A 26327-nucleotide genomic window follows, 5' to 3' on the forward strand; every position below is an offset into this window, starting at 1 on the left:
GTACGATGGGATCAACGTTTGGAGGACTGGAAGTAGCAAAAAGCGGATTGTTTGCCCAGCAGTCTGCGTTAAGTACAACGGGGCATAACATTTCAAATGCAAATACTGAAGGGTATACGAGGCAGCGTGTGAATTTTGAACAGGCCGGCCCTTACCCGCCGTCTTCAAGGAATCGTCCCGAAATCCCGGGTCAAATTGGCGGAGGGGTGACAGCAGGAGCTATTGAACGGATTCGTGACGGCTACCTGGATGATCAATATCGAGCCGAGAATAACAAGTCCGGCTATTATGATTCCCGTTCAGATGCGTTAGGCCGCCTTGAAGATATCATGAATGAGCCTTCTGAGGATGGATTATCTAAAACTATGGATCGTTTCTGGGATTCATTGCAGGATCTTTCAGTAGACCCGGAGGATTCGGGGGCGCGTTCGGTTGTAAGGCAGCGGGGGCAGGCCGTTGCGGAGACGTTCAATTATTTATCCAATAAGCTCAATGGATTAAAGGGTGATATCGCGAAAGAGACAGAGGTCACAACGAAAGATATTAATTCGATGGCTTCACAGATTAACAGCTTAAATGAACAGATTGCTGAAGTTGAGCCTCATGGTCAGGTACCAAATGATTTATATGATGCCCGTGACAATTTAATTGATAAGTTGTCTGAGCAGGTAAACATTGATGTCACCTATGAGAACCCGCCTTCCTCTGCTGATGCGATGGCGATGGGAAAAGCGAACATTTCCTTAGTGGGTGAGGACGGGGACACACTGGAACCTAAGCTGGTAGATGGATCAGATAATTCTACGAATGAGCTGCAGGTGAACTACAACGATGATCAGCTTGCTGAAAATGTCACGTTAGGCGACGAAGAATTTTCTGTCAGTGAGTTTACTTCAGACGGAAAACTAAAAGGGCTGCTGGATTCAGGTGGGTTTGTAAACGGTGATGGAGAAGCTGACGGCACGATGGAAAATATGCTCGGTGACCTGGATAAAATGGCCACAGGTTTTGCACAGGAATTCAATGCAGTACATAAAGAGGGCGAATCTTTAAACAGCATCGAGGACGGGGCTGAGGTGCCGGACTTCTTTCAAATTGACGGAGAAGAAGATGATGGAGTTATTAAAGACCTGGCAGGAACGATCGATATTACGGACGAAATTAAAGAAGATACCGATCACATCGCTGCTGCCAAGGACCCCTATGCAGGTGATGGAGATAACGCAGGTGAGCTTGCCGAAGTGCAGAACCAGTCGAACGAATTGTTTGGGGAAGAGACTTCACTTGATGATTATTACGAGTCTTTGATTGGTTCGATGGCTGTTGATGCCCAGGAAGCGAACCGTATGAAGGGTAATTCTGATACGCTAAAAGAATCCGCTCAGGAGCAGCGTGATTCGGTCAGTTCTGTTTCTTTAGATGAAGAAATGACAAATATGATTAAGTTCCAGCATGCGTACAATGCATCAGCTCGAAACATTACAACTATCGATGAACTGCTTGATCGTGTCATTAACCAAATGGGTGTAGTCGGAAGGTAGGTGAGTGAATCATGCGCGTAACACAAGGAATGCTGTCTAATAATATGCTGGGCAACCTGAGCAAAAGCTATGGTGAGATGGGTAAATACCAGGAACAGCTTTCGACCGGTAAAAAAATCAGTAAGCCTTCCCAGGACCCTGTTGTAGCCATGAAAGGGATGAATTATCGCTCTCAGGTTGGTCAGGTGGAGCAGTTTCAGCGTAACATTGGTGAAGTTCATAACTGGATGGACAACAGCGACTCGGCACTAGATGAAGGCACGCAGGCGATTCAACGAATTCGTGAGCTGAACGTACAGGCGAGTAACGGCACGTATGAAGACGGTGAACGTGAGAATATTGCTAAGGAAGTGCGTCAGTTAAAAGAACACTTAGGGGAGATCGCGAATACTGAAGTGAATGGCAAGCATATTTTTAATGGAGAGAATACGACAGAGGCACCTATCGATATGGAAAACTTGAAAGACTTTGACCTTGAAGACTTTGATGAAGAAACATTGGTGGATGCCAATGATTCCCCTGTGGAGTTAGAGGTTTCTCCAGGAGTGAAGATGCAGGTAAATGTAACACCGAGCTCGGTGTTTAATGACGATCTATTTCGCGATATAGAGAAATTTGCTTCTGATTTAGAAAGTGGAGCAAGTGAAGACGAGCTGGGCAGCAGTCTCAGTCAATTCGATGAACACGTGGACAGTTTTGTCGGAGAACGGGCGGACTTAGGCGCACGGATGAATAGAGTCGAGCTGATTGAAGACCGGTTAGGGACTCAGGAAGAAAGTGCCAAACGAATGATGTCTGATAACGAAGATGCTGAAATCGAGAAAGTGATTACGGAATTAAAAACACAGGAAAGTGTTCATCGTGCAGCTATGGGTGTTGGAGCCCGCGTGATGCAGCCGTCGCTAATGGACTTTCTAAAGTAGTTCATTCTTAAAAAATCCAGTGTAAGCTGGATTTTTTCCTTTTGGAGGTGTTCTTATGACTATCCCTCAAATTCAAATCCAGTCGACTCCAGCTAAACTGGGATTAACCATTAATAAAGGACAGCAGACGATCCGCCAGCCCCAGGCTGAGCAGTCGATTCAGCAGCCGAAAGCCAAAATGTCGATTAGGCAGAGCACGGGGCAGCTGACAATTGATCAAACGGAAGCCTGGCATAACCTTAATTTAAAAAGTACAGCTGTGCGTACAAAGGAAACAGCTCAGGTCGGTGAGCAGAAATGGATGGAAGGGCTCGTCCGCATGGCATCAGAAGGTGATGAACTGATGAGGATTGAAGATGGAGGAAATCCAATTGCTGCTCAGGCCGAGCGAAATGCAGGGTTTGAGTTTGAGGTTCAGCCGGGCGGCCGTCCTGTCTATGACCTGGTAGATATCAGCTACGAGCCTGGCGGAGCAGACATATCCGCTGAACCGCAAAAGCCGATTCTTCATACAACGAAGCAGGATCCAGAAACTTCGCTGCAGCCGGGGAGCGTAAGCGGCTTATGGAACAATACCCTGATTTAAAGATCGATTGGAAAGTGTAAGGAAAGGAGATGCCTATGAAGATAGAAACAAAATATTTCGGTGAAATTGATGTTAAAAAAGATGATTTAATACACTTTGAGCAGGGGCTGCCGGGATTTGAGAGCTATTACGAATTTGTATTACTCCCTGTTGATGAAGACGGCGTGTATTCAGCTATGCAGTCTATAGATGAACCAGGCGTCGCGTTAATTGTGACAAACCCATACTTCTTTTACAAAGATTACGAATTCGATTTAGAAGAGAAGACTCTGAAAGATGTTCAAATTGAGAAGCCTGAAGAAGTAGCGGTGTATAGCGTAATTACTGTTCAGGAGCCTTTTACTCGATCGACTTTAAATTTGCAGGCACCCGTGATTGTGAATGTAGAAAAGAAATTAGGAAAGCAAGTCATTCTGCACGACACAAGCTATCGAACCAAACATCCCCTACTGCAGGAACAAGGCGGTGAAGCCCATGCTCGTCCTTAACCGAAAAGCAGGAGAGTCCGTTCAGATCGGTGAAGACATCTCGATTAAAGTTGTTTCCGTGGAAGGCGGGCAGGTCAAGCTTGGGATCGATGCACCGAAACACGTCGATATCCATCGTCAGGAAGTGTATGCGGCAATTAAAGAGGAAAATGCCGAGGCAGCAGCTTTTAAAGAAAATCTGCTGGATATGTTAAAAAGTACAAAAAAGAATTAAACTCCTGGCGCAGTCGGTCGATATAAGTAATGTAACGCATTACAAAAGTCGGCCGGCTGTTTGTTTTGTATTTAAAGAATTTCACAAGGACGTGGAATTACTTACACATTCAAGGAGGAATTATTAACATGAGAATTAATCACAATATTGCAGCTTTAAACACACACCGTCAAATGGGACAGGCTAACCAGGGTCAGCAGGCGTCTATGGAGAAACTATCTTCCGGGCTTCGTATTAACAAAGCTGGAGACGATGCAGCAGGTCTTGCGATCTCTGAAAAAATGCGCGGGCAGATTCGCGGACTGGATCAGGCTTCTCGTAACTCTCAGGATGGGATTTCTATGATTCAGACTGCTGAAGGTGCACTTAACGAAAGCCATGATATCCTGCAGCGTATGCGGGAGTTATCAGTTCAATCTGCAAACGATACGAATACAGATACTGATCGCGGAGAGCTTCAAAAAGAAGTTGATGAATTAGTTGATGAAATTGATCGAATTGCTGGGGACACTGAATTCAACTCTAAAAAGTTATTAGATGGGTCTGCTGACGACGTTACTTTTCAAATTGGCTCAAATGATGGTCAAAGTTTAAGTATTGATATTGGGCAGATGGATTCTGCTAGCCTTGGGGGTACAGATAAAGTAGCCGACATTGATATTACTTCACAAGGCGGTGCAGATGACGCTATATCTATTTTAGATGATGCTATAGAACAAGTTTCAGCAGAAAGATCTAAACTAGGGGCAAACCAAAACCGTTTAGATCATACTATTAACAACCTTGGAACATCATCGGAAAATCTAACTGCAGCAGAATCTCGTATTCGTGACGTGGACATGGCAGAAGAGCAGATGAATCAAACCAAGAACTCGATCTTAGGTCAAGCATCTCAAGCTATGATGGCTCAAGCCAATCAGCAGCCTCAAGGTGTACTTCAGCTTCTTCAAGGGTAATTTTGGGACTTAATTATTGATTTTATTTAGTACAAGGAAGTACTGCATTTATATCAGGGAGGATAAAGTAAATGAGAATAAATCATAATATTGCAGCCCTTAATACCCACCGTCAAATGGGACAGGCAAATAATGCGCAGCAATCTTCAATGGAGAAATTATCTTCTGGTCTACGGATTAATAAAGCCGGAGACGATGCTGCTGGACTAGCTATTTCAGAGAAAATGAGGAGTCAAATACGTGGATTAGATCAAGCATCAAGAAATGCTCAAGATGGAGTGTCCATGATACAAACTGCTGAAGGTGCTTTAAATGAGACACATGACATTCTTCAAAGAATGCGCGAACTATCTGTACAATCTGCCAACGATACTAATACAGACACCGATCGTAAGGAACTTCAGAAAGAAGTAAATCAATTAGCTGAAGAAATTACTCGTATTGGAGAAGATACTGAGTTTAACAGTAAGAAGTTGTTGGATGGGGACTTTTCAGGGACTTTTCAAATAGGTTCCAATAGTGATCAGAGTTTAGATTTAGATATTGGTGATATGAGAGCAGATAATTTAGGTGTGGGAACTAAATTTGAAGCAGATGATAGTAGTCAATTATTAGATCCAGATACAGATGACCTCTTAGCAACTTATGTAGAATCTGATGATGCAAATAGTGGAATAGCTGGTTATTATACTGGTGACGGAACTAGTAGTGAAGCGGGGGATCTAATGCTCGAGGCTGGTTCAGAATTGACAGACGGAGATACAGGGTCTTATGGAATTAATATTTTGTCACAAGAAAACGCTGATTCTGCTATAACTGATATCGACAAGGCAATTGAAGATGTCTCAGCAGAAAGGTCAAAATTAGGGGCAAATCAAAACCGCTTAGACCACACCATCAACAACCTTGGTACCTCTTCTGAAAACTTAACAGCTGCGGAATCCCGTATCCGTGACGTTGATATGGCAGAAGAGCAAATGAACCAAACGAAGAATTCAATTCTTGGTCAGGCATCACAAGCAATGCTAGCACAGGCCAATCAGTTACCGCAGGGAGTTCTTCAACTACTACAATAATCGTATAGCTTTGCACAGAAGGTGGCTCACAATGTGCCGCCTTCTTTTTTAATTGAGTGGTTTTTAGTTTACAAAGTCATTATTATTACAATATTAGTTCCAAAATAAAACTCAAATAACATTGGGAGTTGTTGAAGGTGGATGTTAAACAGAGCATGACCCAATCACAGCTCCTGCAGAGAAGTACTCAGCAGCTTAGTGATGTAGCAACGGTTCAGGAGAATTTGAAAGAATTACAGAAGAAGCCTCTTATAGAAGAACCAAATATAGAGATTTACAGTTCTTCAAAAGAGGAGAGTAAGGAACTCGTGGAAGGTTTAAATGAGATGCTGGAATACCAGGAAACCTCACTGCGGTTTAAGTTTCATGATAAACTTGAAGAGTATTACGTTACGATTGTCGATTCTTCCACAGATGAAGTGGTTAAGGAAATACCCCCCAAGAAAATGCTTGACTACCATGCGGCTATGGCAGAGTTTCTTGGGCTGATTGTAGATCATAAAGGGTAAGACTAATAGTATTAAAGGGAGAAGAATCCGGTCTTCTCCCTAAAACAACCTACCAAATAAATTTCTCCCTCATTTTCCCCGCTGAAGCATTTCAACTTCTAAATTAATAATGAATGATTTATTTAACTTTTTTAATTATAAACCGATATAAATGTAAAGGAATGGACATGACCTTTATAAGAGGCTGTCCTAAGTTACGAGGTGAATATATGAGCGGCATGAGAGTAGCCGGTAACGCAACCGGTATGGATATCAATCAAATTGTTGATGATTTAATGTCAGCAGAACGCGAGCCTTTAAATAAAATGGAACAGGACAAGACGGGTATTGAATGGGAGCGGGACGCTTATCGTGATGTTAATAAAGAGTTTCTGGAACTCGATAACCTGGCTCTTGATATGAAGCTTGATCGAACTTATCAGTCGAAGGAAGCGTCGTCTTCAAGCGGTGCTGTCAGTGCTGAGGCTGGTTCTGAAGCCGGAGAAGGCCGGTATGATGTAGAGGTAACCCAGCTAGCTTCAGCTGCCTATAACATTAGTGAAAATAAATTATCTCCTTCTGACGAGGAAAAGATTGACCCGGATGGAGCAGTAAGCGAACAATTCCCGGATTGGACAGACAGCGGGTCATTTACTATTACGACAAGTGAAGGTGATGAAACGTTTGATATCGCAGAGGATGACTCACTTAATGATGTTTTGCAGAATATAAGTGAGGCAGGTATAGGGGTAAGAGCTTTTTACGATGAGAGTGCGGACAAAGTAATGATGGAGCGTTCAGAGACCGGAAACCGCATGGATGGGGATGAAATTCAATTTTCAGGTAATGGTTCGGATTTCTTAACGGATACGCTTGGATTAAATAATGAAAAAGGCGGAGAAGACGCTGAATTTAATTATGGTGATGCGGATTTTAAAGTTACTTCTCACGACAACAATTACTCTATTAACGGTTTAGATCTTACATTTAATGAGGTCGGCTCCTCTACTGTTAACGTAACGAATAATGTGGAAGGTGCGGTAGAAAAGGTCACTGATTTTGTTGATAAATATAACGAAATCATAGAAGGACTCGGTGAGAAATTAAATGAACGGAAGAATCGGGATTATCCTCCATTAACTGAAGAACAGAAAGATGCGATGGAGGAGGATGAAATAGAAAAATGGGAAGAACAGGCGAAGAAAGGTCTTCTTCAAAACGATACGGTAATATCGGGTGCCCTTACTCAAATGAGGAACAGCTTGTATAGTAATGTCGAAAATAACGGTGAATTCAAGCATCTCTCTGAAATCGGGATTGACACTTCCTCGAATTACCGTGAACGCGGAAAGCTTGAGGTCGATGAAGACAAGCTTCGTGACGCATTATCGCAGGACGCTGATTCGGTTAAGAAGCTGTTTGCTAATGATGGAGAAGATAATTCCAAAGGGATTGTAAGACAAATTGAGGATACCATTTCGAATACACGCTTATCGATCGAGCGTAAGGCGGGTAAGGAAACCAGCTTAAATCAGTCGTTTACGCTGGGAAGGGAAATTGTAAGCCTTGATGAACGAATGCTCAATTTTGAAGATAGATTAACGACTGTGGAAAATCGCTACTGGGATCAGTTCGGTGCCATGGAAGAAGCAATTCAGGAAATGAACTCACAGTCCTCCTATATCCAGCAGAACTTTGGCGGAGGCATGATGTAATTTAAAAGGAGTGTTTGATTAGATGTCTATTCAGGCCTATCAAAATAATTCAGTAGAAACGGCTTCTCCCGGGGAGCTGACTTTGATGCTGTACAATGGCTGTATTAAGTTCATTCGGGCCGGTAAAAAATCACTAGAGAATAAGGATTACGCTAAGAAAAATGAAGTACTGCAGAAAGCGCAGGCGATTATCCGCGAGCTGATGGTGACTATGAATCAGGATTATGCAGTAGCGGATGAAGTGCTTCCTTTATACGAATATATGCTTCGCCGGCTGATTGAAGCGAATACACAGAATGATATGGAGGTTCTTGATGAAGTCGAGAAGCTGGTTACGGAATTTCGTGATACGTGGAAGCAGGTTCTCATTCAATCACGCAAGGCTCAATATGGAACAGGCGGAACAGCTTAATGAGCAGCTGGTCCGTCTTTTTGCAGTATACCGAGGAACTGTCACAGCAGGTGAATCAAAAGGTTAAGGATGATAACCGGGATGAGGTTATTCAGGAGGTTCAGCGGCTTCTTAAGAAACGTGCTCAGATGCTGGAAGGGCTGCCTCAGCCGGCTGATGAAGAAGAAAAAGCTATCGTCAAGCAGATAATGTACTTAGACGTTGATATTAATCAAAAGCTTGAATTTCTATTTAATGGTTTGAAGATGGAGATGCGTCATATGAAGAGACAGAAGTCGAGTAACAAAAAATACACCAATCCTTATGAAAGTGTGGCGTCCTATGACGGGATGTTTATGGACCGAAAGAAATAAATGTTATTGCCCTCTGGAATCAGACCAAACTATTTCTATTTAAAAAGAGCCTTCCCGCAATGGAAAGGCTCTTCGTTTTATTTAATCGTTAATAAATGTTGTATCAACCAAGCCGTTTAAGTTTGGTTTTTCTTCAAGAAACTGGAGTTCATAGGAAGAGTCAGCGAACATTTGAATTTCTTTTTCATCGACTTCATAGGTGAAGTTGATACGGTCCCAGGAGCTGTCTACGACTTCCTGTGATAGTTTCTGGTCTGTAATTTCTTTAATTTTATCCATTGCGATCTGTTTGGATTCATCTGTGTTCTCATTGACGTAATCGGTCGCATTTTTATGGGCATCGACTAAGTCCTGGATGAGTCCTGGATCCTTTTCAGTCAGTTTCTCAGAGGTGACAAACACGGAAGCAGGCATGTTTTCATTATGTGCGACTTCAGCGTTCTCAAACATGACTTCTCCTGTGCCCTCCGCTTCAATAAATGCAGCCCAAGGCTCCGGTACAGCGGCTACATCGACTTTGCCGGATTCAAACATGCTGCTGTATGTGGCGGGTTTACCTGTAACATGCTTCATTTCTCCGTCTAAACGGTCAGATGTAATGCCGAATTCTTCTTTCATTAACGTTTCGAACTGGACGTCATGGGTACAGCCTACGCGGGGAGAAATAAAAGTCTTGCCTTTAATGTCCTCGGCTGATTCTATATCAGCATCTTTTCTTTTCATAATAACGGTACCGCCTGTAGCACCGGCGGCCACAATATTAATATCTGCTCCACTTGTATAGTGGTTCATCGCAGGGCCGGGGCCGACAATGCCGCCTTCTATTTCGCCGGTTTCAATAGCTGTCATAAAGGCCGATCCATCCGGGAAGTATTGATAGTTCACTTCTGTGCCTTCTGGGAGTGATTCTTCATATAATTCTTTTTCTTCAGCAACCATACCTGCTGCGTGATCAATGTTCGGGAAGTACCCAATCGTTACTTCATCATCAGATCCTGATCCATTACTTGCTCCTGATTCACTTCCGCATGCTGCCAAAATTCCTGCTAATGTAATGATGCTGAAAATTGATAAAACCTTTTTCATATATCATCTTCCCTTCAAATGTTAAGCTAATCCCCATCTGCTTCTCACATTATCTTCAAGCTTAGAGAAAACAAATTGATCCACAATCGCACCAATAACACCGATAATAACGATGATTCCTACCACCTGATCCATTCGTGCATAGTCCTGGGCATAGGCTAATGAGTAGCCAAGACCAGGACCGTTGCTTAAAAGTTCTCCAGCCATTAAAGCCCTCCAGCTGAACGCCCAGGCTAAACGTAATCCTGTCATGAAATAAGGTACGCTTGAAGGAACTTCAACTCTGAAGAACATACGCAGTCCGCCTGTTCCCATTGTTCTTGCGGCTCTTTTAAACTGTGGGGGTACACTTTGAATCGCAGTTCGGACGTTTAACCCCATAACGAAAGTGCCCCCAAGAACGACGACGAAGATGACGGCGAATTCCGAGAAACCAAATAACATAATGGCTAATGGAACCCAGACGATACTTGGGATGCTTTGCATGGCAATCAAGTACATGCCTGCCGTTTCGTCCGCTTGTTTTGATTTTCCTAAAATCACACCTAAAAGGGTGCCAAAGGCAATGGCCATAGATAACCCTATGAATAAGTGCTTAAAGCTGGCCCCTAAGGCACTGAAAAAATCTCCCCTGGTAAATCCGTTGTATAAAGCTTCGCCTACGCTGATAGGAGAGGGAAATACGATTTCTTCCAGCAGCCCTGATGTAAAGATGAGCTGCCAGATGCCAATGACTGCAACGAGAAACAAAATTCGTTTAATAAGTATATTCCACTTCATTTTCGAGTTCTTCCTTTAATACTTTATTTATTTCATCTTTAAGGAGGTCCATTACCTGTTCTTCAAGTTCCACTACTCTTGCATCTGTACGACTGCGTGGACGCGGGATATCCACTTTAAAATCAGCGATAATTCTTCCCGGCCGTGTTCCCATAACGACGATGCGGTCGCTCAGCTTAATCGCCTCTTGAATGCTGTGGGTAACGAAGAGAATGGTTTTTTGTGTTTCTTCCCACACTTTGATCAATTCGTCGTGAAGAATATGGCGGGTCTGTTCATCAAGGGCACCAAATGGTTCATCCATGAGCAGCAGCTTTGGATCCATCGCCAGTGCCCGGGCAATGGCTACACGCTGCTGCATTCCACCGGAAAGCTCATACGTATAATGCTTTTTGAAGCGGCTTAAATGAACCATTTTCAAGAAGTGATCTGCCCGTTCTTCCGCTTCTTTTTTACTCATAGTGGATTTTAACGGGAAGGTAACGTTATCACGTACATTCAGCCAGGGAAATAAGGAAGCCTGCTGGAAGACCATGCCTCGATCTGGGCCGGCTTTTTTAATTTTCTCCCCTTCGAGTGATATAGCGCCGGCAGTCGATTTCTCAAGACCTGCCACCATTGAAAGAAGTGTGGATTTTCCGCATCCTGAAGGACCTAACAAGGAGACAAATTCTTTTCGTTCAATTGACAAATTGATATCTGAGAACACTTCGAATTCGCCGTTCTCTTTGTCTTTAAACTTTTTTCCGACTTGATCAAATTCAAGAAACACTTCAATCCCTCCTTTATTTATAATTCCTATTGATTTAGTTGGTTTTAGTTCTAGTGTATGATTATACCGTTCTTTTAGGAACCGCGCAACGCTTTTTTCGCCCAATTTTAAATATTTGCACTGTTTATCATTGAGACTGCATTTAAGTTTCACATTTCCTTAAACGGATGTATGTAATATAGTTAAAAAAATAAGTCAGCTCCTTCGTAATAGGAGCTGACCCAGGTAGTCGTCGCTGTTTTTTATTTTGTTGTTTTAATTAGTTTACGGCTTTCGTTCATATTATAGTGAATATTTTTCGTGTTGGATGGGACCAGGGTAACAATGTATTGGCTGAACGGAATATAAGAAATTATTTTTAATAAGAGAATACATATAAGTACGACCATAATATGAAACGGGATAATGTAAAAAGGTTCGGCAAAGACGTCATATGGAGCGAAACGTTCATACAGACCTATCACAAAAGGATGAATCAGGTAAATTCCCATAGACATATTTCCAAGCTTGATAAAAGCTTCCATAATAAAATCTTTCCAAAAGATGAGTTGATAATATAAGCTGATCAGCACAACGAATGCAATGGGAATCGTGATAAAGTTCAATACATTTTCGTTGGAGTTTATAATCTGCTGGTGGGAGTGATAATCAAGGACAGTGAATAAAATAACGAGTAAGCCGGTAATTAAGGTGTACCTTTGATTGGATTTCTTTACTAATAGTTGATGAATATAAGGCCAGAGTTTTACTAGTAATGCACCCAGCATGAAATAGTAGATCCATTGAAGCAGAAAGGTTCGGCTGTTAATAAAGGAGCTTAAATAGGAATTAGCCAGATCGAATTCATTCGTTATAAATAGGTAATTGATATATAGGGATGCGATAGTGGCCAGCGTAACTGTTCTCAGGTTCATCCATTTTCTAATGAGCAGAAATACAAAGTAAAACTGGATGACTAAGCTGATAAAATATAAATGAAAGTAAGATTCTCCAGTGATGAACTGATAAGTGAAATCCATAACTTCTCTCTGGTTAGACCAATCAGGGAAGGCTTCTATTCCGTTAAAGTAGTCATACATTAAATAAAACAGACTCCATACGACAAAAGGGGAAATAATTTTGACCATACGGCTTTTTAAGAAGTGTCCAACTTTAAAGTGTTTTTTTGCCATTTGATTATAAAGCAGAAAGCCGCTCATTACGGCGAATAGAGGTGTTCCTATTCTCGATAATTGGTTGAAAAAGTTGGTGATAGTAGTGTGGCTGCCATCATAAGCGCCATAAAAACGCGCTCCTACATGAACCATTACAACGAATAAGCAGGCAACTGCCCGTACAAAGTTAATCTCATATAAATATTTTTTCTCCAAAAACCATCATCCTCATGTATGTTCTAGTGGTGCATTATAGAGTTAGTCTGTTTAAGATTTCTTTGACCGTTTCTCCAAAAATCAATTTATAATTATCTTAATAAAATAAGATGATGAATTAAATGCTTTTATAATTATTTTGTTTGATTCTTATCATTATCTAATAAAAGTTTTTTTGGGGGAGTTGGTGTATATTGCAAAGATATACATTCAACCTTTAGTCTGGACTTTATTTCTTGTAATAACGCCTTTATAACCAGTATTCCATCATTTACCGACATAAAATAGTCAAAAGATTGCGTAAGTTTATGCAGGAATAGGCTGGGGTATGGTAGAATATAAACTACATAAGGATGAAAGGAGGACACTTCTAGATGTTAACTTACAACATTCGTGGTGAAAACTTAGAGGTGACGGATCCTATAAAGGATTATGTGGAGAAAAAGGTGGGCAAACTGGAGCGCTACTTTGAAACTCCGCCGTCATCTGAAGTACACGTTAATTTAAGTGTCTATAATGATGAGCAGACAATCGAGGTCACAATCCCGATGAAGAACTTACTTCTTCGTGCAGAAGAACACAATGCAGACTTATACGCTGCCATCGACCTTGTGGTAGATAAATTGGAAAGACAAATTCGCAAGTACAAAACAAAAGTGAATCGCAGATCCCGCCAGGAGGGCGCACCGAAATATGTGTTTGCTGAACTGGAGAGGGAAGCTCAGGAACAGCGGGAATTAAATAATAATGATGATTCTGATATTGAAATTGTAAGAACGAAGCGTTTTGATCTAAAACCAATGGATAGTGAAGAGGCTGCGCTGCAGATGGATCTGCTCGGCCATGCGTTTTACGTATTTACTAATGCAGATACTGATGAAACTAATATTGTTTACAAGCGTCGTGATGGAAAATATGGGTTAATTGAAACGTGATTATAACAAAATGGAACAGTCCTTATTTTAGGGGCTGTTCTTTTTTTGTTGGAACTATAAAACCTTTAATTATTCTGTGAAAATGCATAACTAAAGTGAATTTTGTTAATAAGGATCTTTAAATTCTGCTGCGTATTAAGTGCTTAAAAACCAAAAATTAAGCTTTTCTTTTAATTTATCTATAGTGTTATAAATAAATAGCAAGAAACCTGCATGGGAGGCGATATCATGTCACATACTTATTCTTGCTCTAATTGTCATCATTTACATGAGAGAATTAAGCAGCAGGAGGAAACCGTTGCACAGCTCGTAGAGATCATAGGCGCAGCAAACCGCCGGATTTACGACGTGGATCAGCGTCAAATGAAAATGGAACACCAGCTCATTCGTGAGCACAAGCCTCGATTGGCCCCTTCCTTAACCCCTTAATCGCCTCCAGCGAACGAGCAGTTCTTCCCCGGACTGTCCGTTCGTCTCTTTTCTTAAATCTCCCGTAGGTATCTAAGCCGTGATTTGTTGTCACCCCGCTCTCTTTAGTGTTATGATTATGTGTGGATTAAACTAAATTCAACCGAAGATAGGAAATTAAAGAGGAGCGGTTGCAATGATTGGAACGCTTAAAAAAATATTTGGTGATGGGAATTCACGCCAGCTAAAAAGTTTAGAAAAAACAACTGAGAAAGTGAATGAATTAGAGTCAGATATAGCTAAGCTGTCTGATGATGGTTTACGCAGTAAAACAGAAGAATTCAAAAAACGTTACGAACAAGGCGAAACACTGGAAGATATGCAGGTTGAAGCCTTTGCTGTCGTTCGTGAAGCATCAAAAAGGGTACTTGGAATGCGTCCGTTTGATGTACAGGTAGTGGGTGCTGTAGCTTTACATGAAGGTAATATTGCAGAAATGAAAACAGGGGAAGGTAAAACATTAGCCTCCACTATGCCTGCTTACCTGAATGCAATTACTGGTAAAGGCGTTCATATTATTACGGTAAATGATTATTTAGCAAGCCGTGACTCTACAGAAATGGGAGAGCTTTTTCAGTTTCTTGGACTGACTGTCGGATTGAATTTAAACGGCATGTCAAAAGATGATAAACGTGAAGCTTATCTTGCTGATATTACGTATGGTACAAATAACGAATTCGGGTTCGATTATCTGCGCGATAATATGGTTTTGTATAAAGAACAAATGGTTCAGCGGCCGCTTCATTACGCGATCATTGATGAAGTGGATTCTATTTTAATCGATGAGGCTCGAACCCCATTAATTATTTCAGGTACTGCTTCAAAATCAGCTGATTTATATCAGGCGTCCAATTCTTTTGTACGCCTGCTTAGACAGGATGATGAATATACGTTTGATGAGAAAACAAAGAACGTACAGCTGACTGAAGAAGGTATAAACAAAGCAGAAAAGTATTTTAAAATAGAAAACCTTTTCGATCTTGCCAACGTTTCATTGATTCACCATATCAATCAAGCATTAAAAGCTCATACGACGATGCAGCGTGATACTGATTATGTGGTTGAAGAAGATGATGTAGTTATCGTTGACCAATTTACAGGTCGACTAATGAAAGGCCGCCGCTATAGTGACGGTCTTCACCAGGCCATTGAAGCCAAAGAGGGCTTGCGTATTCAAAATGAAAGCATGACTCTGGCTTCGATTACTTTCCAGAACCTGTTTAGAATGTACGAGAAGCTTGCAGGAATGACAGGTACGGCTAAGACGGAAGAAGAAGAATTTCTTAATATTTACAACATGCGTGTCATCTCTATTCCAACGAATCAGCCGATTGTCCGTGACGACAAGCCGGACCTCGTGTATAAAACTATGGACGGAAAATTCAAAGCAGTGGTTGAGGATATTAAAGAGCGCTATCAAAAAGGGCAGCCTGTACTTGTTGGTACGGTGGCCGTTGAAACGTCTGAAATTATTTCGCGTTATTTAACGAAAGCAAAAGTCCCTCACAATGTTCTAAATGCAAAGAATCACTTCCGTGAAGCCGAAATTATTGAGAATGCGGGTCAAAAAGGCGCAATTACGATCGCGACGAACATGGCCGGCCGTGGTACGGACATTAAACTGGGTGATGGAGTTCGTGATCTTGGGGGACTGGCAGTACTAGGTACAGAACGTCATGAATCACGCCGTATTGATAATCAACTTCGTGGCCGTTCCGGTCGTCAGGGTGATCCCGGCATGTCGCAGTTTTATCTTTCGACGGACGATGAGTTAATGCGCCGCTTCGCTTCTGATAATATGCGCAACATGATGGAACGTTTAGGTATGGACGATTCACAGCCTATCGAAAGTAAAATGATTTCCCGTGCTGTGGAGTCGGCTCAAAAACGTGTGGAAGGTAACAACTTTGATGCGCGTAAAACGATTCTATCTTACGATGATGTACTTCGTCAGCAGCGTGAAGTTATCTACAAACAGCGCTACGACGTTCTTACTTCTGATAACTTACGTGAAATTATTGAGCAGATGATTGAGGGAGTCGTTCAACAAACAGTCCAGGCTCATACAACGGAAGAGCTGGATGAAGATTGGGACCTTGAAGCTATCGTGGAATATTGCAGAGCGAATCTGCTGCAAGAAGGCGATGTTACAGTTGAGGAGTTAAAAGGGAAAGATCCTGAAGAAATGCAAGAGTTGATATTACAAAAAGTAAAAGAGCGTTATAATGAGAAAGAAGCAGAGATGGAAGAAGGTCAAATGCGAGAATTCGAAAAGGTTATTCTGCTTCGCACCGTGGATCAGAAGTGGATGGACCACATTGACCAAATGGATCAGCTCCGTCAGGGAATTCACCTGCGGGCTTACGGTCAAAATGATCCTCTGCGTGAATACCAATTTGAAGGCTTCAGCATGTTTGAGAAAATGGTTCAAACCATTGACGAAGAAGTTGCCAAGTATGTGATGAAAGCTCAAATCCGCAACAATCTGCAGCGCCAGGAAGTTGCTCAAGGAGCAAAGGCAGTTTCAGGAAGCGGAGAGGAAAGTAAAGAAAGCAAAAGAAACACGCCTTATGTGAAAAAGGATACAGTAGGGCGTAATGATCCTTGCCCTTGCGGCAGCGGCAAAAAATATAAGAACTGTCACGGATCTTAAAATAATGAGACACTTCCTTTCGTGGAAGTGTCTTGCCTTGTGTTTCGTACCATTTTATTAGGAGTGATGAATAATGGATATGGCAGACATTCGCCATCAGTTAGATAATACAGCTAAGCGGTTAGCGGACTTCAGGGGGTCTCTTTGACGTCGATCAAAAGAAGACTCGAATTGCTGAATTGGAAGAAGAAATGACCGAACCCGGCTTCTGGGATAATCAGGATACCGCTCAAAAAGTAATTAATGAAGTAAACGGTCTGAAAGGTCTCGTCCACACGTTGGAGCAGCATGAGGAAAACCATGAAAACATGGAAGTTTCCTATGAACTTGTGAAAGAGGAAGATGATGAAGATCTTCGTGAGGAATTAGAAGAGGAAGTGACTAAGCTTGTAGAAGACTTAGACAACTTCGAATTAAACATTTTGTTAAGCGAGCCCTATGACAAAAATAACGCCATCCTGGAGCTGCACCCAGGTGCAGGGGGAACTGAATCACAGGATTGGGCCAGTATGCTGCTTCGTATGTATACCCGGTGGGCAGAGAAGAAAGGATTCTCAGTACAAACGATGGATTATCTTCCGGGGGAAGAAGCGGGAGTGAAAAGTGTAACACTTCTAATTAAAGGCCATAACGCGTACGGGTATTTAAAAGCAGAAAAAGGTGTACACCGGCTCGTAAGAATTTCTCCTTTTGATTCCTCGGGACGCCGTCATACCTCTTTTGTTTCATGTGAAGTGATGCCCGAATTTAACGATGAAGTAGAAATCGATGTAAAAACGGAAGACTTGAAGATTGATACGTATCGTTCAAGTGGAGCGGGTGGTCAGCACGTAAACACGACCGATTCAGCTGTACGTATTACTCACGTGCCTACTAACACTGTAGTAACCTGCCAATCTGAACGTTCACAATTGAAAAACCGTGATCAGGCGATGAAAATGCTGAAATCGAAGCTTTATCAGCTCGAGATTGAGCGTCAGCAGGCAGAACTCGATGAAATACGCGGGGAACAAAAGGAAATTGGCTGGGGAAGCCAGATTCGCTCTTATGTATTCCATCCTTATTCCATGGTTAAAGATCATCGGACCAATGTGGAAAATGGAAATACCCAGGCTGTGATGGACGGCGGGCTTGACAAATTTATTAATGCTTACCTGCGTTCCCAGATGGATTGACCAAACGGGCTCCCTCTATACTTTAGAGAGGAGCTTTTTTGGGCTCTTCGCTTGTAAGCGTGAAGAAAGCGCCAAAGAAGGGAAAATAGGTGACTTTATGGATATTAGACACCTCAAATATTTTATAGAAGTTTCGAATTTTAAAAGCTTTACCCGGGCAGCCGATCATTTATTTGTAACCCAGCCCACTATTAGTAAAATGATCAAGAATCTAGAAGCTGAGCTTGGGGTGGAACTTTTTGAACGTTCCAGGAAACAGCTCGTATTAACGGATGCAGGACGGGTGATTTTAGATCAGGCTCAGACGATTGATAAAGCCTTTAACAACCTGCAGATGGAACTCGATGATTTACTGGGATTGCAAAGAGGCCACATCCGGATCGGTCTTCCGCCAATTATGGATGCCGATCATTTTATCAAAATCCTTGGGGAATTTCACCAACTTTACCCTAATATTACCTTTCAGCTTCTAGAAAACGGAGCGAAAAAAATCGAGGAAGATATATTACAGGAGAATCTGGATGTTGGAATTACAGTGCTGCCAACAGAAGAGGAAGAATTCCACTATTTTTCGTTTATGAATGAAGAACTTGGTGTCGTTGTACCGCCCACACATCCTCTGGCTGCCAGAAAGCAAATTAAACTTGAAGAATTAACGGAGGAGCAGCTGATTCTCTTTAACAAGGACTTTGCATTAAATGATCGGATTACAGGCGCGTGTAAGGAAGCGGGGTTCCAGCCGAAGGTAGTGGCTGAAAGCTCTCAATGGGATTTTATAGGGAAAATGATTGCATCAAATCTCGGAATTTCGATTTTACCCTACAGTGTTTCTAAACTCTTAAAAGAAGATGTGCAAACGGTTAAAGTAGTTAAGCCGATCATCGAATGGGACCTGGCGGTGATCTGGCGTAAAAACCATTACTTATCTTATGCCACAAAGGAATGGCTTACATTTGTTCAAGATCGGTTAACTATAGGAAAGGCTGGTCCAAAATAATTATCTGTCATCTGAAAAGGCGAATCATGTACAATCATTTAAAAATGAATACTATGAAGAGTAGTCAACGCAGCAGGGCTCATGGAGACGTGCCTGCAGTAAGTAAACGAAGCGGTGACTGCTGAATACAGAAAGACCCGATCAATTCAAGAAATTGTTCGGGTCTTTCTTGTTTTAATAACATTTAATTCAGCCTCTTATTTATTACTGTTTTATCAAATCTATGCTTAATTAGAATGGGTGAAAGCATTTGCATAGATGTTGTCTATGCTGATCATGATGAATAACTATTTCACTTCTCCGGAAATCACTTTTACACTTGAATTAGAAATTCATTATAGAAACGGAAAGGAAAAATGATATGACTATGGTCAAAAGTCCAAAAGAGAGTTTGATTGTTAATACAGATCAAGTGATGATCAATGATTTAAACAATTACAACACCCTGTTTGGCGGGGTTTTAATGAAAAAACTAGATAACAATGCTACTCTATCTGCCCGGCGTCACGCGCGTGTGAAAGAATGTGTGACCGCCTCCACGGATTCCATTGATTTTTTATACCCGATTACTCAATCCGATTCAGTATGCGTGGAGTCATTTGTTTCTTATACAGGAGATAAATCGATGGAGATTTTTTGTAAGGTTATTGCAGAAGATATGATTTCCGGGGAACGTCGTATGGCAGCAACAGCTTTTCTTACATTTGTTGCTTTGGATGATCGTAAAAAGCCGGTTAAAGTTCCAGAAGTTCTGCCTGAAACTGAGGAAGAAAAGTTCCTTTATGAATCAGGAAAAGAACGTGCAGAGACTCGCCGAATTCGGAGAAAGCACAGTAAAGAATTAACGAAGATGATTGAATTAGAAAAACCATGGGAAAAAGGAGAGATGGAGCATGACTGTTATGTTAGCGGGGTTAAATGATATATACCGTGCTAAAGAAGACTTGGAGGAAATAAAGCTGCAGTACGCAGGGCTTTACGAACAATTGCACCATGTGGTCAGCTTAACGAGGCAGCTGCAGATCAAGTATGGGTATATGGGGTCATTATTAAGAGATGAAGATCTCCCGGGGTATCAACCGCAGTTTGTAAGGGAATCGATACTCACTCTTTATCAGAGAGAGGTACAAAAGTTAAAAGATCTTTCCGAGTTTAAGGAATTGCAGGTGTTAATGAAAAAGCACAGCAAAGTAGGCGATTCCAAGTTGTTTCTATTAATTCTTGGGGCAAAACCTGAGCTGCTTCAAGGTTCTACGATTATTAAATAGGTCAGAAAAGCAGCACCTTTAATTTAAGGTGCTGCTTTTTCACTTGCAGCCCCTTTCTATCTATCCCATTGCAATTCTGCTATTCTTAAGGAAACCACAAAAAAGTGAGGCGATTTTAATGTCGGTTAAAAAAGCGATCATTCCTGCAGCGGGATTAGGGACACGTTTTCTTCCCGCTACGAAAGCGATGCCCAAAGAAATGCTTCCAATCGTAGATAAACCCACGATCCAATACATAGTGGAGGAAGCGATAGCTTCAGGTATTGAGGATATTATTATTGTTACCGGGAAAGGTAAACGGGCGATCGAAGACCACTTTGACCATTCCTTTGAATTAGAAGATAACCTATATAAAAAGGAGAAATTTGATCTTCTGGAAAAAGTAAAGCAGCCAGGGTCGGTTGATATTCATTATATTCGTCAAAAAGAGCCTAGAGGATTAGGTCATGCCGTCTGGTGTGCTCGTAAATTCATCGGTGATGAGCCTTTTGCAGTTCTTTTGGGAGATGACATCGTTGAAGCTGAAACGCCGTGTCTTAAACAACTTATTAAGCAGCATGAGGAAACAAACGCGTCAATTATCGGTGTGAAACAGGTCCCTGAAGATGAAACATCCCGTTACGGGATAATTTCTCCGATTGATCAAAAAGGACGTCGTTATCAGGTGGACCATTTTGTTGAAAAGCCAAAGCAGGGAGAAGCTCCATCTAACCTGGCTATTATGGGGAGATATATTCTCACACCGGAAATTATGGAGTTATTAAACAATCAGAGTGAAGGTGCTGGTGGGGAAATTCAGTTAACGGACGCGATTGAGCGGCTGAACCAATCTCAATCAGTTTATGGTTATGAGTTTGAAGGGGACCGTTATGATGTGGGAGACCAGCTGGGCTTTATTGAAACGACGATATCGATGGCTTTAAAGAGAGAGGACATGCGTGAAGATGTTTTACGTGTGATCCGTTCTATAGTGAATGAAGAAACCACTAAGAAGTAGTGTTCTTTAGTATATTAATGCGTTATTTAAGTCGCGTTTACACGGTTGTCAGGCAGTGTTATACTCCTATCCGTAGTTAACCGATGCGGGAGGAATCAACTTATGATGATGGCAAAAAAATATAGAAGAGAACCTATGCCTTCTTATATAAGACACTTGATCGAATATAGTCTTGTAATATTGGGGTCTTTTTTTGTAGCTTTAGCTTTTAATGTTTTCTTACTTCCTAACAACATTGCTTCCGGCGGGGTAGCCGGAATTAGTATCATAACGAAAGGTGTCTTTGGCTGGGAGCCCGGAGTTGTACAGGCTGTACTTAATGTTCCTTTATTTATTACAGGGGTTCTGCTATTGGGAAAGAACTTTGGACTTAAGTCTTTTGTAGGCACGATAGTGCTTCCACTTTTTGTCCTGCTTACGAATAACTTAGAGCCGGCAACCCCGAACCCATTGCTCGGCGCTATTTTTGGCGGTATGGGTGTAGGTATAGGCCTCGGTATTGTATTCCGGGGTCGTGCTTCTACGGGAGGTATCGATTTAGCTGCCCAAGTCCTTCATAAGTTTACGCATCTCCCACTTGGAATCAGCGTGGCCCTTCTTGATGGGATGATCGTTTTAACTTCTGCGCTTATTTTTTCAGTAGAAGAAGGACTATACGCATTAATTGGACTGTTTGTAACCAGCCGTACGATTGATTTTGTACAGGTAGGGTTGAATACTTCGAAAAATGTGATGATCATAACGGAAGATGTCGAAGAGGTAAGAGCTGCGATTTTAAATGAAATTGATCGTGGAGTTACTGTGCTCAATGGGTCTGGAGGTTATACAGAACGAGAGCGGCGTATCATTATGTGTGTTGTTCAGCAGAACGAATTCATTAAATTGACACAATCCGTAAAAACTATTGATCCCGGCGCGTTTGTCGTAGCCATGAACGCTACAGAGGTACTTGGAGAGGGTTTTAAAACAACTTAGGTGGGTTATAATAGTCTATATCATAAAAAATTCCATTGATTTGAGGGATGTAAAATGAAGAAATTTTTATGGGCCATGCTGATCAGCTTTGTATTTATCCTGGGCGCCTGCGGTGGCAGCGGAGATGAAGAAGGCGGAGACGACAGCGGAGAAACCGAAGAGTCTTCTGAAGAACAAGGTGATTCTGATGGAGATGTAGAAGCTGCTGAGCAAGTCTATGAACAAAGTTGTGCAACCTGTCATGGAGGAGACATGGAAGGGAATGTAGGTCCTGCCCTTAACGAAATCGGATCTAAATATTCCGCCGAAGAGATTCAGGAAATTATCCATAATGGAAAAGGCTCTATGCAGGCACAAAATGTAGAAGACCAGGATGCCGAAGTTGTAGCAGAGTGGCTGGCTTCAATGGAATAATTTAATAATTTGTTATAGCCTGACAGCAATTGCTGTCAGGTTTTTTATGGTGAGTTTTATTAAATCTATGGTATCTAAATTAGAAAAGGCAAAATTACTTGGAAACGCTTGGTTCTATTATTTAATATGTGGAAATAGGGACCACCTGCTAACGAGCCTGATGTCTACTAGTGGCTGCTAAATTAGAAGGAATTACCTTGCTTGTACAATTCAAGCAGGGTCTGACACGATTTATCTTTAGAAAAGTTAGAGGTCTTTTTTACTATTTTTTAAAAGATATATTAATAAAATGTTGTTTTTTTATAGTATTTAACCCTTTAATAATTGAAGTTTTCCAAAGAGATAAATGAAGAGTTCCAGGTTGATATATCGCCATTTAGAAACTTTGAGCAGGATTCATAACCAAGAAGGAGTATTGAGAATTTTGTCGAATATTATCTATAAGTTAAAGAGTTTGAAACAAAAATGTAATAATTTTTTGTCTTAAAAACTCGAATCAAGATGTTATAATATACGAGGACTTGAGACGAAAGACTAATAGAATGCTTATTTTAGCAACATAGAACAACAACAACAAAGGAGTTAAGGTGATCACTTTATGATAGAGATGAAGGGTGTCTATAAGACTTACCCAAACGGTGTCACTGCGTTAAACGGAATCGATGTACATATTGATCAAGGTGAATTTGTATATGTAGTAGGTCCTAGTGGCGCTGGTAAGTCAACGTTCACGAAGCTTATGTTTAGGGAAGAGAGAGCAACAAAAGGGTCGGTAAATGTAAATGATTATAATTTGTCGACCATTAAAGAACGGCATGTACCTTACATGCGCCGAAATGTAGGGGTAGTCTATCAAGACTTTCGTTTGCTGCCGAGATTGACAGTCTATGAAAACGTCGCATTTGCTTTAGAGGTTATTGAAGAATCTCCAAACCAAATACGGCGTCGTGTTATGGATGTGCTGGACCAAGTGCGTTTAAAAAACAAGGCACGTTTTATTCCTGATGAACTTTCTGGTGGAGAACAGCAAAGGGTTTCTATCGCACGTGCTATCGTTAACCGCCCCCAGCTGTTAATTGCGGATGAGCCTACGGGTAACCTTGATCCAGATACATCTTGGGAGATTATGCACATCCTTGAAGAGATTAACGCAAAAGGGACGACAGTTTTAATGGCTACCCACAGTCAGGAGATTGTAAACACGATTCGCAGAAGAGTTATTGCTATAGAAGACGGGCAGATCGTACGCGATGAAGCACGGGGGGAATATGGCTATGAAATTTAGAACCCTCGGCAGACATACGCGTGAAGGTGGAAAAAGTGTATGGCGTAATGGCTGGATGACGATTTCAGCGGTAGGTGCTGTTACAACTACATTATTACTCGTTGGAGTTTTCCTCGCTCTAATGCTGAACTTAAATGAAGTCGCCAGCAATATAGAAGACGACGTTGAAGTAAAAGTTTTAGTAGACCGGACTGCAGATGAAGAAGACGTTTCCGCTCTGGAGAGTGAATTAGAATCCATTCCTGAAGTTGGGAATTTAGATTATTCTTCTAAAGAAGATGAGTTAAATGAATTAGTTGACAGCTTAGGAGATCAAGGGAAAGCCTTTGAATTATTCGAACAGAGCAATCCGCTTAATGATGCCTTTATTATCGAGCCGGATAACCCTGTTGAAGCATTAGCTATAGCAGATGAAGCTGAGTCATTAGATAGAGTAGAAGAAGTAGATTTTGGAGAAGAAATTGTACAGCGTTTGTTTCAATTTAACGAGTATGCAAGATATATAGGGCTCGGTTTAATTGTTGGTCTGGTATTTACAGCGATCTTTTTAATTTCGAACACAATTAAAATTACAATTATTGCCCGTAAAAAGGAAATTGGAATTATGAAACTGGTTGGGGCCACCAACTCTTTCATCCGCTGGCCATTCTTTATTGAGGGATTACTGCTGGGAGTGCTTGGATCCATCATTCCAATTGCAGCGGTACTGAGCGGTTATTACTACTTGTACTATAACCTGCAGGATCGGATTCAATTCGACTTTATTGAATTGCTGCCGTTTAATCCTTTTGCGTTCCAGCTGGCTGGATTAATTTTAGCAATTGGAGCATTTATCGGCGTTTGGGGAAGCGTCATGAGTGTACGTAAATTCTTGAAAGTATAACTGAATATAGGGGAGGAACTGGAACAGATGAGGAAGGTTTACACTGCATCACTTACAGCTTTACTCGCAGCTGCCGCTTTGTTATCACCTTTAAAAGCAGAGGCAAACACAGATTTAGACGACGTTCGTGAAGAACTGGATGAACTTCAGGATGAGCAGGGAAGCGTAGATGATAAGAAAAATGATGTGTCTGATGACAAAAGCAATACAGAAGATGATATAGCAGAAAATGAGAAGGAACAAGAAGATACGAAGCAGCAGATGGAAGACCTGGATAACCAGCTCAGTGAAACTCAGGAGCAGTTACGCGTAAAAGAAGATGAGATTGCTGAGACGGAAGGTGAGATTGCTCAGCTGGAGGAAGATATTGCTGAACTCAAACAACGAATTGAGGAAAGAGAAGAGCTTTTGACGGAGCGTCTGCGAGCTTTACAAAAGAGTGGTGGAGATGTACAGTATCTCGAAGTGTTAATGGGAGCTCAAAGCTTCGGTGACTTCTTAGATCGTGCTTCAGCTGTTACGACTATTATGGATCAGGATAAAGACATCATGGATACCCATATGGAAGAGAAACAGCTTTTAGAAGAGAAACAGGTTGAAGTTGAACAGAAAATGGAAGACTTAGAGCAGCAGAAAGCAGAATTAGAAGATATAAAAGCTGACCTTGATGAGCAGCTTGAAGAAAAAGAGTCACTTATGGAAGAATTGGAAGTACAAGAAGAAGAACTTCATGACCATAAGATGGAGCTTGAAGAAGAGGAAGAATTGCTTCAAAGTCAGGAAGCTTCCATTCAAGCTGCTATGAAGAATGCCGAAAACGATGAAGCGAATATTCAGGCAGAAATAGAGCGCGAGAAAGAATTAGAGAAGCAGCGCGAAGCTGAGCTTCAAAAACAAAAAGAGGAAGAAGCAAAGCAGGAAGAACAAAGCGCAAGCAGCAGTTCTGGTTCTTCTGAGAGCTCAAGCAGTTCCGCAAGCAGCAGTTCAGCTGCTCCTGTCCCTGAACCGACGTCAAGCGGTAAATTCATGCGTCCAGCGAGTGGCCCGGTCACTTCTGAGATGGGATCACGTTGGGGAAGCACCCACCAGGGGATAGACATTGGCGGAAATGGAACACCGATTGTAGCTGCAGCATCAGGTGAAGTGCTGAGATCCTATTATTCTAGTTCTTATGGTAATGTCGTATATATTTCCCACTATATAGATGGACAAGTATTCACTACAGTTTATGCTCACATGCAGAACCGTGAAGTAAGCTCTGGTGATTCTGTAACAAAAGGACAGCAGCTTGGACGAATGGGGAACACGGGTCAATCTACTGGTCCTCACCTTCACTTTGAAGTACATGAAGGAGCCTGGACTGCCGATAAGAAGAATGCTGTTAATCCAAGAAATCACGTTGATTTTTAATATAAAGAAGTTAAGCGCACTTTGTTTAAAACAAAGTGCGCTTTTTGGTCCATGATGGTTTTGTGGCAAACGGAAAGGATTTCATTGAATTGTAATTAAATGTGATA

General features: G+C 41.6%; 28 protein-coding genes. 24 read left to right on the top strand and 4 right to left on the bottom strand.

Going from position 1 to position 26327, the window contains the following annotated elements:
- Positions 1-5: 5 nt before the first annotated feature.
- The 11 genes from flgK to fliT all read left to right on the top strand — a co-directional run bounded on the left by flgK (position 6) and on the right by fliT (position 8752).
- Positions 6-1541, top strand: coding sequence for a flagellar hook-associated protein FlgK (gene flgK / locus LF822_RS14215; protein WP_253924726.1), 1536 nt, complete (start codon positions 6-8; stop codon positions 1539-1541).
- 11 nt (positions 1542-1552) lie between these two features.
- The gene (gene flgL / locus LF822_RS14220) at positions 1553-2464 is read left to right on the top strand and encodes a flagellar hook-associated protein FlgL (protein ID WP_253924727.1); all 912 of its coding nucleotides are present in this window, start codon (positions 1553-1555) and stop codon (positions 2462-2464) included.
- A gap of 55 nt (positions 2465-2519) precedes the next feature.
- Positions 2520-3050, top strand: a complete 531-nt coding sequence (locus tag LF822_RS14225) for a DUF6470 family protein (protein ID WP_253924728.1) — start codon at positions 2520-2522, stop codon at positions 3048-3050.
- Between the two features lie 35 nt (positions 3051-3085).
- On the top strand, positions 3086-3538 hold the full coding sequence (fliW, locus tag LF822_RS14230) for a flagellar assembly protein FliW (protein ID WP_253924729.1): 453 nt from the start codon (positions 3086-3088) through the stop codon (positions 3536-3538).
- Positions 3525-3752, top strand: a complete 228-nt coding sequence (gene csrA, locus LF822_RS14235) for a carbon storage regulator CsrA (RefSeq protein WP_253924730.1) — start codon at positions 3525-3527, stop codon at positions 3750-3752. The genes fliW and csrA overlap by 14 nt, the downstream gene beginning before the upstream one ends.
- A 128-nt stretch (positions 3753-3880) precedes the next feature.
- Positions 3881-4708, top strand: coding sequence for a flagellin Hag (gene hag / locus LF822_RS14240; protein ID WP_253924731.1), 828 nt, complete (start codon positions 3881-3883; stop codon positions 4706-4708).
- A gap of 71 nt (positions 4709-4779) precedes the next feature.
- Positions 4780-5784, top strand: coding sequence for a flagellin N-terminal helical domain-containing protein (locus LF822_RS14245; protein ID WP_253924732.1), 1005 nt, complete (start codon positions 4780-4782; stop codon positions 5782-5784).
- Between the two features lie 137 nt (positions 5785-5921).
- Positions 5922-6293, top strand: a complete 372-nt coding sequence (gene flaG / locus LF822_RS14250; RefSeq protein ID WP_253924733.1) for a flagellar protein FlaG — start codon at positions 5922-5924, stop codon at positions 6291-6293.
- Between the two features lie 209 nt (positions 6294-6502).
- Positions 6503-7987 (top strand): flagellar hook-associated protein 2, encoded by a 1485-nt coding sequence (locus LF822_RS14255; protein ID WP_253924734.1) that lies wholly within the window; start codon positions 6503-6505, stop codon positions 7985-7987.
- A 22-nt stretch (positions 7988-8009) separates the two neighbouring features.
- Positions 8010-8399, top strand: a complete 390-nt coding sequence (gene fliS / locus LF822_RS14260; RefSeq protein WP_253924735.1) for a flagellar export chaperone FliS — start codon at positions 8010-8012, stop codon at positions 8397-8399.
- Entirely contained in the window at positions 8399-8752 is a 354-nt protein-coding gene (fliT, locus tag LF822_RS14265) for a flagellar protein FliT (RefSeq protein ID WP_253924736.1), read from the top strand. The genes fliS and fliT overlap by 1 nt, the downstream gene beginning before the upstream one ends.
- 81 nt (positions 8753-8833) lie before the next feature.
- Here the strand turns inward: fliT and LF822_RS14270 are convergent, their stop codons facing one another.
- The 4 genes from LF822_RS14270 to LF822_RS14285 all read right to left on the bottom strand — a co-directional run bounded on the left by LF822_RS14270 (position 8834) and on the right by LF822_RS14285 (position 12760).
- Complete coding sequence (locus LF822_RS14270) at positions 8834-9838, bottom strand: aliphatic sulfonate ABC transporter substrate-binding protein (protein WP_253924737.1); 1005 nt, start codon at positions 9836-9838, stop codon at positions 8834-8836.
- Between the two features lie 21 nt (positions 9839-9859).
- A complete protein-coding gene (locus tag LF822_RS14275) occupies positions 9860-10618 on the bottom strand; it encodes an ABC transporter permease (RefSeq protein ID WP_253924738.1) in 759 nt (252 codons plus the stop codon).
- Complete coding sequence (locus tag LF822_RS14280; protein WP_253924739.1) at positions 10596-11390, bottom strand: ABC transporter ATP-binding protein; 795 nt, start codon at positions 11388-11390, stop codon at positions 10596-10598. The genes LF822_RS14275 and LF822_RS14280 overlap by 23 nt, the downstream gene beginning before the upstream one ends.
- A 242-nt stretch (positions 11391-11632) precedes the next feature.
- Entirely contained in the window at positions 11633-12760 is a 1128-nt protein-coding gene (locus LF822_RS14285) for an acyltransferase (protein ID WP_253924740.1), read from the bottom strand.
- 374 nt (positions 12761-13134) lie between these two features.
- Between LF822_RS14285 and hpf the strand changes: the two genes are divergently transcribed.
- From hpf to LF822_RS14350, 13 genes are all read left to right on the top strand, one after another.
- Positions 13135-13695, top strand: a complete 561-nt coding sequence (gene hpf / locus LF822_RS14290) for a ribosome hibernation-promoting factor, HPF/YfiA family (protein WP_253924741.1) — start codon at positions 13135-13137, stop codon at positions 13693-13695.
- A 228-nt stretch (positions 13696-13923) separates the two neighbouring features.
- Positions 13924-14124 carry a hypothetical protein gene (locus LF822_RS14295; protein WP_253924742.1) on the top strand — a complete coding sequence of 67 codons (201 nt, stop codon included), beginning with the start codon at positions 13924-13926 and terminating at the stop codon, positions 14122-14124.
- Positions 14125-14299: 175 nt separating this feature from the next.
- Complete coding sequence (gene secA, locus LF822_RS14300; RefSeq protein ID WP_253924743.1) at positions 14300-16816, top strand: preprotein translocase subunit SecA; 2517 nt, start codon at positions 14300-14302, stop codon at positions 16814-16816.
- Between the two features lie 73 nt (positions 16817-16889).
- Positions 16890-17991 (top strand): peptide chain release factor 2 gene (gene prfB / locus LF822_RS14305; protein ID WP_253924744.1). Its coding sequence is split into 2 segments (ribosomal slippage): positions 16890-16961 and positions 16963-17991, totalling 1101 coding nucleotides; the frame shifts between segments, so codons are not numbered across the junction.
- Positions 17992-18088: 97 nt separating this feature from the next.
- Positions 18089-18988: a cidABC operon transcriptional activator CidR gene (gene cidR / locus LF822_RS14310; protein ID WP_253924745.1), complete on the top strand. Its 900-nt coding sequence runs from the start codon at positions 18089-18091 to the stop codon at positions 18986-18988.
- Between the two features lie 361 nt (positions 18989-19349).
- On the top strand, positions 19350-19910 hold the full coding sequence (locus LF822_RS14315) for an acyl-CoA thioesterase (protein WP_253924746.1): 561 nt from the start codon (positions 19350-19352) through the stop codon (positions 19908-19910).
- Entirely contained in the window at positions 19882-20256 is a 375-nt protein-coding gene (locus LF822_RS14320) for a hypothetical protein (RefSeq protein ID WP_253924747.1), read from the top strand. Before LF822_RS14315 ends, LF822_RS14320 begins: the two co-directional genes overlap by 29 nt.
- A 118-nt stretch (positions 20257-20374) precedes the next feature.
- On the top strand, positions 20375-21253 hold the full coding sequence (gene galU / locus LF822_RS14325; protein ID WP_253924748.1) for a UTP--glucose-1-phosphate uridylyltransferase GalU: 879 nt from the start codon (positions 20375-20377) through the stop codon (positions 21251-21253).
- A gap of 108 nt (positions 21254-21361) precedes the next feature.
- Entirely contained in the window at positions 21362-22228 is an 867-nt protein-coding gene (locus LF822_RS14330; RefSeq protein WP_253924952.1) for a YitT family protein, read from the top strand.
- 54 nt (positions 22229-22282) lie between these two features.
- Positions 22283-22642, top strand: a complete 360-nt coding sequence (cccB, locus tag LF822_RS14335) for a cytochrome c551 (RefSeq protein WP_253924749.1) — start codon at positions 22283-22285, stop codon at positions 22640-22642.
- A 598-nt stretch (positions 22643-23240) separates the two neighbouring features.
- The gene (gene ftsE / locus LF822_RS14340) at positions 23241-23927 is read left to right on the top strand and encodes a cell division ATP-binding protein FtsE (protein WP_253924750.1); all 687 of its coding nucleotides are present in this window, start codon (positions 23241-23243) and stop codon (positions 23925-23927) included.
- Positions 23917-24810, top strand: a complete 894-nt coding sequence (gene ftsX / locus LF822_RS14345) for a permease-like cell division protein FtsX (RefSeq protein WP_253924751.1) — start codon at positions 23917-23919, stop codon at positions 24808-24810. Before ftsE ends, ftsX begins: the two co-directional genes overlap by 11 nt.
- A gap of 27 nt (positions 24811-24837) precedes the next feature.
- Positions 24838-26220, top strand: coding sequence for a murein hydrolase activator EnvC family protein (locus tag LF822_RS14350; protein WP_253924752.1), 1383 nt, complete (start codon positions 24838-24840; stop codon positions 26218-26220).
- The last annotated feature ends 107 nt before the right edge of the window (positions 26221-26327 follow it).

It is taken from the genome of Halobacillus sp. A5 (genome assembly GCF_024189315.1).
In the GTDB taxonomy this organism is placed as follows: domain Bacteria; phylum Bacillota; class Bacilli; order Bacillales; family Halobacillaceae; genus Halobacillus_A.